The sequence below is a fragment of the Allobosea sp. 05T422_2 genome (assembly GCF_056396265.1).
On record NZ_JBFTLD010000312.1, the window covers coordinates 1 to 7,162 of the forward strand.

The window sequence follows — 7,162 nt, forward strand, 5'->3', positions numbered from 1 at the left end:
CAGGACCTGACGCTGGTCGACCTGACCGAGCGCGAAGGCCGGTCGGTCGTCATCGGGCTGAACAAGTGGGATCTCGTTGCCGACAAGCAAGGCCTGCTGGCCGAGCTCAAGGAGAAGGCGAACCATTTGCTGGCGCAGGTGCGCGGCGTGCAGATCGTTCCGCTGTCAGGTCTGGCGGGCGAGGGTATCGACCGGCTGATGCAGGCTGTCTTCGCCAGCTATGACGTCTGGAATCGCCGCGTCTCCACGGCGCGGATCAACCGCTGGCTCGAAGGCGTGCTCTCGGCTCACCCGCCTCCGGCCGTCGCCGGACGCCGCATCAAGATCCGCTATATGACGCAGGCAAAGGCGCGCCCGCCGACTTTCGCGCTGTTCGGCAACCAGCTCGACCATTTGCCGGTGTCCTATACGCGCTATCTCGTCAACAATCTGCGCGAGGCATTCGAGCTGCCGGGCACACCGATCCGCCTGCATACGCGCGGCGGTGACAATCCCTACGATCGCAACAAGCGSAAGTGAAGGTCACCGTCGTCGGCGCGGGCATTGGCGGCCTTGCGACGGCCTGGGCTCTCAGCGGACGTGGCCATGACGTAACGCTGCTCGAGCAGGCGCCGGTGATTCCCAATCCCTACGCCGCCTCGGGCGACCAGCATCGCATCATCCGTCGCGCCTATGGCAGTGCCGATGGCTATGCCCGCACCATCCCGGAGGCCTTCGCGGCATGGGACGAGATGTGGGCTGATCTCGGCCGGTCCCACCTCGCCAATTGCGGCGTTCTCGGCGTCTCGCTGCAGGAGGGCGACGAGGGCGAGCAGTATCGCGACGGGCTCGACCGGACGTCACAGCCTTATACGCTGCATGCGCCTGCCGAAGCCGCGACGCGCTGGCCCTTTCTCGATGCGGCAAGCCTCCGCTACGCCTATTTCAGTGCCGACGGCGGCGCTCTCTTTCCGGCACGGATTGCGGCGGATCTGCTCCGACTTCTGGCGGAACGCGGCGTCGCGATTCAGGCCAATGCGCGTGTTTCTGCCGTGGAGCCGGATGCCGGCGTCGCCATCCTTGACGATGGGGCGCGGATTGCTGCCGACCAGGTCGTGGTGACGGCTGGGGCCTGGGTGCTGCGCCTGTTCCCGGAACTCGGCGATGCGCTGAAGACCTACCGCACTGCGGTCGTCTATCTCGATCCGCCCGGGGATCTCCGTGACGCCTGGCAGCGTGCGCCTGCCATGGTCAGCGTCGGTGGCGACAGACACGGTTACATCCTGCCGCCGGTGGACGGGACCGAACTGAAGCTGGGCGCAGGAATCCATCGCCGCCCGAGAGAGCCCGACGAGGAGCGCGAGCCTCGTCCCGGGGAGGGCGAGCAGATCCGCGACTATTTTGCCCCGCCGCTCGCTCGGCTCGATGAGTATCGCGTCAAGCGTACCGCGACCTGCGCCTATACCTTCACCGAGGATGGCACATTCTTCGCGCGCCGGATTGGCAAGGCGCTCGCGGTCTCCGCATGTTCGGGGCATGGCTACAAATTTGGCGCCGCKGTCGGTCGACGGGTCGCGACTGCTCTGGAGAGCGGAGACGACGCCGCATTGTTCCGCTGGTTGCGGGCGGAGTAGGCCAGATGGAGGGGCGGATGCTCGAGACGGTCAGCGCCCTGTTCGTCAGCCCGGAAAACAAGGTTCTGCTCGGCTTGAGGGCATCCTGGAAGCGCGCATGGGCCGATCACTGGGATGCGATCGGTGGCCGGGTCGAACCGGGGGAAGGCCTCCAGGAAGCGCTTCTGCGCGAATGCCGTGAGGAAGTTGGCCTTGTCCCGACACGGTATCAGCTGGTGCTGTCGGAGCCGGAGCGCTTTCCGGAGCGCAATGGCGAGGCGCTGCACCACATCTACGTCGTGCATGCCTGGGCGGGCGGGGACGCGGTCAACCTCTGCGACGAGCATGTCGAGATACGCTGGTTTACGCTCGACGAGATGGCGGCGCTGCCAAACCTCACCATCCCCGATCTGATCACGCTGGCGCGTGCGGCGCCGCGCGCGGGAGACTGATTGCTCTCGAGCAGGGCATCAGACCGAAAAGTGGAATCCACCTCTCGGGGAAAATCCGATGCTGCCTAAAGAGAGGGATCGCCACTTTGCGCCCCCCAGGACGCGCGCCAATTTAGGCCGGCATTTGCGGGCTCAGTACCTTGCCCTGCGGAAAATCGAAAATCTTGCCGGTCTCCGCCCAATCGGGCGAGGCCAGGCGTACGAGATGCGGAGCGAGGTCTTCCGGGGTCTTCAGCGTCAGCGGATCCTCGCCCGGCATCGCTTCTTCCCGCATGCGGGTGCGCAGGGGGCCGGGGTTGACGATCATCACCTTGAGCGGGGTCGTCACGGTCTCGGCTGCATAGGTGCGCGCCATGGCCTCGACGGCCGCCTTCGAGATCGAGTACGGGCCCCAATAGGCCAGGCACTTATGCGCCGCACCTGACGACATCACGATGACCCGGCCCGAATCCGAGGCCTGCAGGGCCGGTTCGACCGATTTGATCAGGCGCCAGTTGGCCGTGACATTGGTTTCGAACACCTTGGCCCATTCCTTCGGCGAGGCATGGGTGAGCGGGGTCAGGGGGCCGAGGATGCCGGCATTGGCGAGCAGGATGTCGAGTTTGCCCCAGCGCTGCAGCAGAGCGGGGCCAAGCTTCTCGATCGCAGCCGCATCGCCGAGGTCGACAGGAACCAGCGTCGCACTGCCGCCAATGCCCTGAATCTCATCATCGAGTTCTTCAAGCGCGCCGGAGGTTCGCGCCAGAGCAACGACATGGGCGCCGGCATTGGCGAAGGCGAGGGCTGCGGCGCGGCCAATACCGCGCGACGCGCCAGTGACGAGCGCGACGCGCCCTGCGAGAGGCTTGGTCATCATAGACTCTTGTGATCAGCCGGCTTCGGCCAAGAGGGACAATTCCTGCTTGGCGCTCTCGCCGATGACGTCGGTCAGCGAGGTCGGGTAGTCGCCGGTGAAGCAATGGTCGGTGAATTGCGGCCGGGCGGGATCGCGCCGTTCATGCCCCATGGCGCGGTAAAGACCGTCGACCGAGAGAAAGGCGAGCGAATCCGCGCCGACGAACTGGCGCATCTCCTCAAGGGTATGCGTTGCCGCCAGCAGCTTCTCGCGGTCGGGCGTGTCGATGCCGTAGTAGTCGGGATGGGTGATCGGCGGCGACGAGATGCGGAAATRCACCTCGCGCGCTCCAGCCTCGCGCATCATCTTGACGATCTTGAACGAGGTCGTACCGCGCACGATCGAGTCGTCGACCAGAACGATACTCTTGCCCTCGACCACGCTGCGGTTGGCCGAATGCTTCAGCCGCACGCCGAGTTCGCGGACCTTCTGGGTCGGCTCGATGAAGGTGCGCCCGACATAATGGTTGCGGATAATGCCGAGCTCGAAGGGAACGCCGCTTGCCTGGGCAAAGCCCAGCGCCGCCGGCACGCCCGAATCCGGTACGGGCACGATCACATCGGCATTTGCCGGCGCTTCCGAGGCCAGCTGCGCGCCCATGCGCTTGCGACGTTCATAGATGCTCTGGCCCTTCACGATCGAGTCCGGCCGGGCGAAGTAGATATACTCGAAGATGCAGGGGCGTTCCGCAACCGGCGGGAAGGGCTTGTGGCTCTCGATGCCGTCCTCGGAGATGACGACGACTTCGCCGTTCTCGACCTCACGGACGAACTTGGCGCCGATGATGTCGAGCGCACAGGTCTCGGAGGTCAGGATCGGTGCCCCGTCGAGCTCGCCGAGCACGAGCGGGCGGATGCCCAACGGATCGCGAGCGCCAATCAACTTCTTGTTGGTGATGCCGACGAAGGCATAAGCGCCCTCGATCTGGCGGATGGCATCGACAAAACGATCGATGAAGCGGGTCTTGCGGCTGCGGGCGACAAGATGGAGCAGCACCTCCGTATCGGAGGTCGACTGATAGATCGCACCGTCACGGACAAGGTTGCGGCGCAGCGTCAGGCCGTTGGTGAGGTTGCCGTTATGCGCAACGGCAAAGCCGCCGCCATGCAGCTCGGCGAAGAGCGGCTGGACGTTTCGGAGGATCGTTTCCCCCGTCGTCGAATAGCGCACATGACCGATCGCCTGCGCGCCCTGGAGCTTGTCGATGACCGAGGCTTCCGAAAACGCATCGCCGACAAGGCCGAGACGCCGCTCCGAATGGAAGCGCCTGCCGTCGAAGGTCACGATACCAGCCGCTTCCTGGCCACGATGCTGGAGAGCATGCAGGCCGAGCGCGGTCAGCGCGGCGGCATCGGCATGACCGAAGATGCCGAAGACGCCGCATTCCTCGCGCAGCCGGTCGGCATAGGGATCGAAGGCGTCGTGGGTCTCGGGTTGAGACGTCATTACGGGCTCCATACGCTGTAACACGGCTGCGTTACGCTCCAATTACGGACGAGTTTGGGCAGGCGTTCCCGGGCGGGTGCCTTCGATCGCACGCTGTAGCGCCTGGCGGTCGTTGGCGTTCGGCACTTCAGTGCGGCGCTGCGGGTCAGCGGTCGGGCTCGCCGGTGGGCGCGGCTCCTCGGCCGGCGCCTCGGCGGGCTCTTCGCCGGTCTTGGGCTTCAGCAGCTTCTTGACGAAGTCAGAATTGATGTCCTGCGGCAGCATCGTCAAAAGCGAGCGGCCGGTCTCTTCGAGGATCGGCTTGGCCTTGGCGTCCTTTGCCCAGGTCGGGAGATTCTTGTCGCCCATCAGCGCGGTGAAGAACACGTAACCGATCACCGCCAGCAGCAGCCCGCGGGCGGCGCCGAAGACAAAGCCGAGCGTCCGGTCGAGCGCGCCGATACGCGAGTCGAGGACGAAATCGGAAATCCGGGCAGTCACGAGCGACACGATGATCAAGGTTACCAGGAACAGGGCCGCGATCACGGCGACCAACGCGATGGTCTGGTTCGGGATATGTTGCTGCGCCAGCGGCAGGAGCTGGGGATGAAACACCCAAGCCACCACAGCTGCCGTCGCCCAGGACGCGATAGCCAACACTTCTCGTGTCAGCCCGCGCACAGCGGCCAGCAACGCCGAGATCAGAACCACGCCGATGACGACGAGATCGAGGATTGTGACAGGCATGTAGGAAGCCGCTTCTCTAGCATCTAGGGGTGGCCCGCAAGAAATGGGCTGGCCGCAACGATTTTGCTATACGCGTTCGAAGGGGTTCCGTCACCCTTGGGGGCGGTTCATTTCACATCCCTGCGAGGAGCGCGAGCCGCGATATCGGCGACGAGCTCCGCAACATGCCCGAAACGGCGCAGTCCCAGCCCGCTGCCATCGCCGAAATCTGCTCCACCTGCGGGAAAGAGTGCAGCCTCGAAGCCGAGCTTGGCAGCCTCGCGCAAGCGGGCAGCCGTGACGGAAACCGGACGAATCGCCCCCGACAGTGCGATCTCGCCAAAATAAACGCCTTCGGCCGGCAGAATCGCTCCGGTCAGCGAGGAGATCAGCGAGGCGGCAACCGCCAGATCCGCGGCCGGCTCGTTGACCCGCAGGCCGCCGGCTACGTTGAGATAGACATCATGCTGGCCGAGCCTTAGGCCGCCATGGGTTTCGAGCACGGCAAGCACCATCGCGAGACGGCTGTTCTCCCAGCCGACGACAGCGCGCCGCGGCGTGCCAAGTGAGGTCGGCGAGACCAGCGCCTGGATCTCGACCAGCACCGGCCGCGTGCCCTCAACTCCGGCGAAGACCGCGGCCCCAGGGGCGGCCTGATCCCGGCCCGCCAGGAAAAGGGCCGATGGATTGGTGACTTCCGACAATCCCTTGCCGGTCATCTCGAAGACGCCGATCTCGTCAGTTGCTCCGAAGCGGTTCTTCTGCCCGCGCAGGACGCGGAAGGCATGTGCGCCTTCGCCCTCGAAGGAGAGAACGGCGTCGACCATATGCTCGACCACACGCGGCCCGGCGATCTGACCGTCCTTAGTGACATGGCCTACGAGGATCAGGCAGGCGCCGCTGGTCTTGGCATAGCGGATCAATGCCTGGGCCGAGCCTCGTACCTGCGTCACTGTGCCCGGCGCGCTTTCAACCTCGCCCGACCACATGGTCTGGATCGAATCGATCACGACGAGGGCCGGACGCTGACCCTGATTGAGGGTGGCGACGATGTCCTCGACATTGGTTTCTGCAGCGAGGTCGACCGGCGCATCGGCGAGGCCCATGCGTTCGGCCCGCAGGCGGACCTGCCCGGTCGATTCTTCGCCCGAGACATAGACGACGCGATGGCCGCCATTGGCGAGCGCCGCACAAGCCTGCATCAGCAGGGTCGATTTGCCGATGCCGGGATCGCCGCCGATCAACAGCACAGAGCCGGGCACGAAACCGCCACCGGTGACGCGGTCGAGCTCACCGATGCCGGCGACAATGCGGGGAGCATCCTGTGTCTCGCCTTTGAGCGTCTCGAGCGCAAAGACACGGCCCCGCGCGCGGCCGTTCGACGAGCCGCGTCCGCCCGGCACCGGCGCAGCCTGCGCTTCCTCGCTGAGCGACGACCATGTGCCGCAGGCGTCGCATTTGCCCTGCCAGCGATGATAGACTGCGCCGCAGGCTTGGCAGGTATAGGTTGGACCGCGTTTCGCCATTCGGCACTAGAGCCCGACATAGCGGCGCGCATAGCGCCCGCCCAGCCCGGTCAGGATCTCGTAGCCGATGGTCTTGGCTCCAGCGCCCACCGTCTCGATGTCGAGCGGCCCGMCGATCAGCGTCACCGGCGCGCCCCGCACGGCGGCAGCGGCAGGCGCATCCGTGACATCGATGATGATCAGGTCCATCGAAACCGTGCCGACGAAGGGGCAGGTAACGCCGCCAACGATCGCCGAACCGCCGGTGCTGCTATCCGTCCAGCTCGCATTGCGCGGGTAGCCATCGGCATAGCCGAGGCAGATCGTGGCGAGCTTGCGCGGCCCCGGTGCGGTCCAGCGGCCGTTATAGCCCACCTGCGTGCCGGCCTGGACCTCGCGCAGTTGGAGAATGCGTGCCTCCAGCCCGATGACAGGCTGCATCGGGTTCGGCTGGTTCGGCGTCGGGTTGCCGCCATAGAGTGCGTAGCCCGGCCGGGTGAGCTGATAGGATGGGACATCCTTGAGGAAATGACCCGAAGAGTTCTTCAGCGAGGCGGGAATGCCGGG

8 protein-coding genes are annotated in these 7,162 nt (G+C 65.5%); 3 read left to right on the forward strand and 5 right to left on the reverse strand.

Annotated elements, in window-relative coordinates; genetic code table 11:
- The 3 genes from AC1DJT_RS32135 to AC1DJT_RS32145 all read left to right on the forward strand — a co-directional run.
- On the forward strand, positions 1–519 hold a 519-nt coding region (locus tag AC1DJT_RS32135), incomplete at its 5' end, for a ribosome biogenesis GTPase Der (protein WP_476835658.1).
- Positions 516–1,613 carry an NAD(P)/FAD-dependent oxidoreductase gene (locus tag AC1DJT_RS32140; RefSeq protein WP_441505514.1) on the forward strand — a complete coding sequence of 366 codons (1,098 nt, stop codon included), beginning with the start codon at positions 516–518 and terminating at the stop codon, positions 1,611–1,613. The genes AC1DJT_RS32135 and AC1DJT_RS32140, both read left to right, overlap by 4 nt.
- Before the next feature lie 17 nt (positions 1,614–1,630).
- Positions 1,631–2,044: an NUDIX hydrolase gene (locus AC1DJT_RS32145; RefSeq protein ID WP_476770024.1), complete on the forward strand. Its 414-nt coding sequence runs from the start codon at positions 1,631–1,633 to the stop codon at positions 2,042–2,044.
- Positions 2,045–2,156: 112 nt separating this feature from the next.
- Here the strand turns inward: AC1DJT_RS32145 and AC1DJT_RS32150 are convergent, their stop codons facing one another.
- The 5 genes from AC1DJT_RS32150 to AC1DJT_RS32170 all read right to left on the reverse strand — a co-directional run.
- Positions 2,157–2,900 (reverse strand): SDR family NAD(P)-dependent oxidoreductase, encoded by a 744-nt coding sequence (locus tag AC1DJT_RS32150; RefSeq protein WP_441491857.1) that lies wholly within the window; start codon positions 2,898–2,900, stop codon positions 2,157–2,159.
- Positions 2,901–2,912: 12 nt separating this feature from the next.
- Positions 2,913–4,385, reverse strand: a complete 1,473-nt coding sequence (gene purF, locus AC1DJT_RS32155) for an amidophosphoribosyltransferase (protein ID WP_476835659.1) — start codon at positions 4,383–4,385, stop codon at positions 2,913–2,915.
- 42 nt (positions 4,386–4,427) lie between these two features.
- Positions 4,428–5,111, reverse strand: coding sequence for a CvpA family protein (locus tag AC1DJT_RS32160; RefSeq protein ID WP_441505517.1), 684 nt, complete (start codon positions 5,109–5,111; stop codon positions 4,428–4,430).
- Positions 5,112–5,218: 107 nt separating this feature from the next.
- Positions 5,219–6,616 carry a DNA repair protein RadA gene (radA, locus tag AC1DJT_RS32165; protein WP_441491854.1) on the reverse strand — a complete coding sequence of 466 codons (1,398 nt, stop codon included), beginning with the start codon at positions 6,614–6,616 and terminating at the stop codon, positions 5,219–5,221.
- Positions 6,617–6,622: 6 nt separating this feature from the next.
- The coding region (locus AC1DJT_RS32170) for an alanine racemase (protein ID WP_476835660.1) at positions 6,623–7,162 on the reverse strand (540 nt) is incomplete at its 5' end.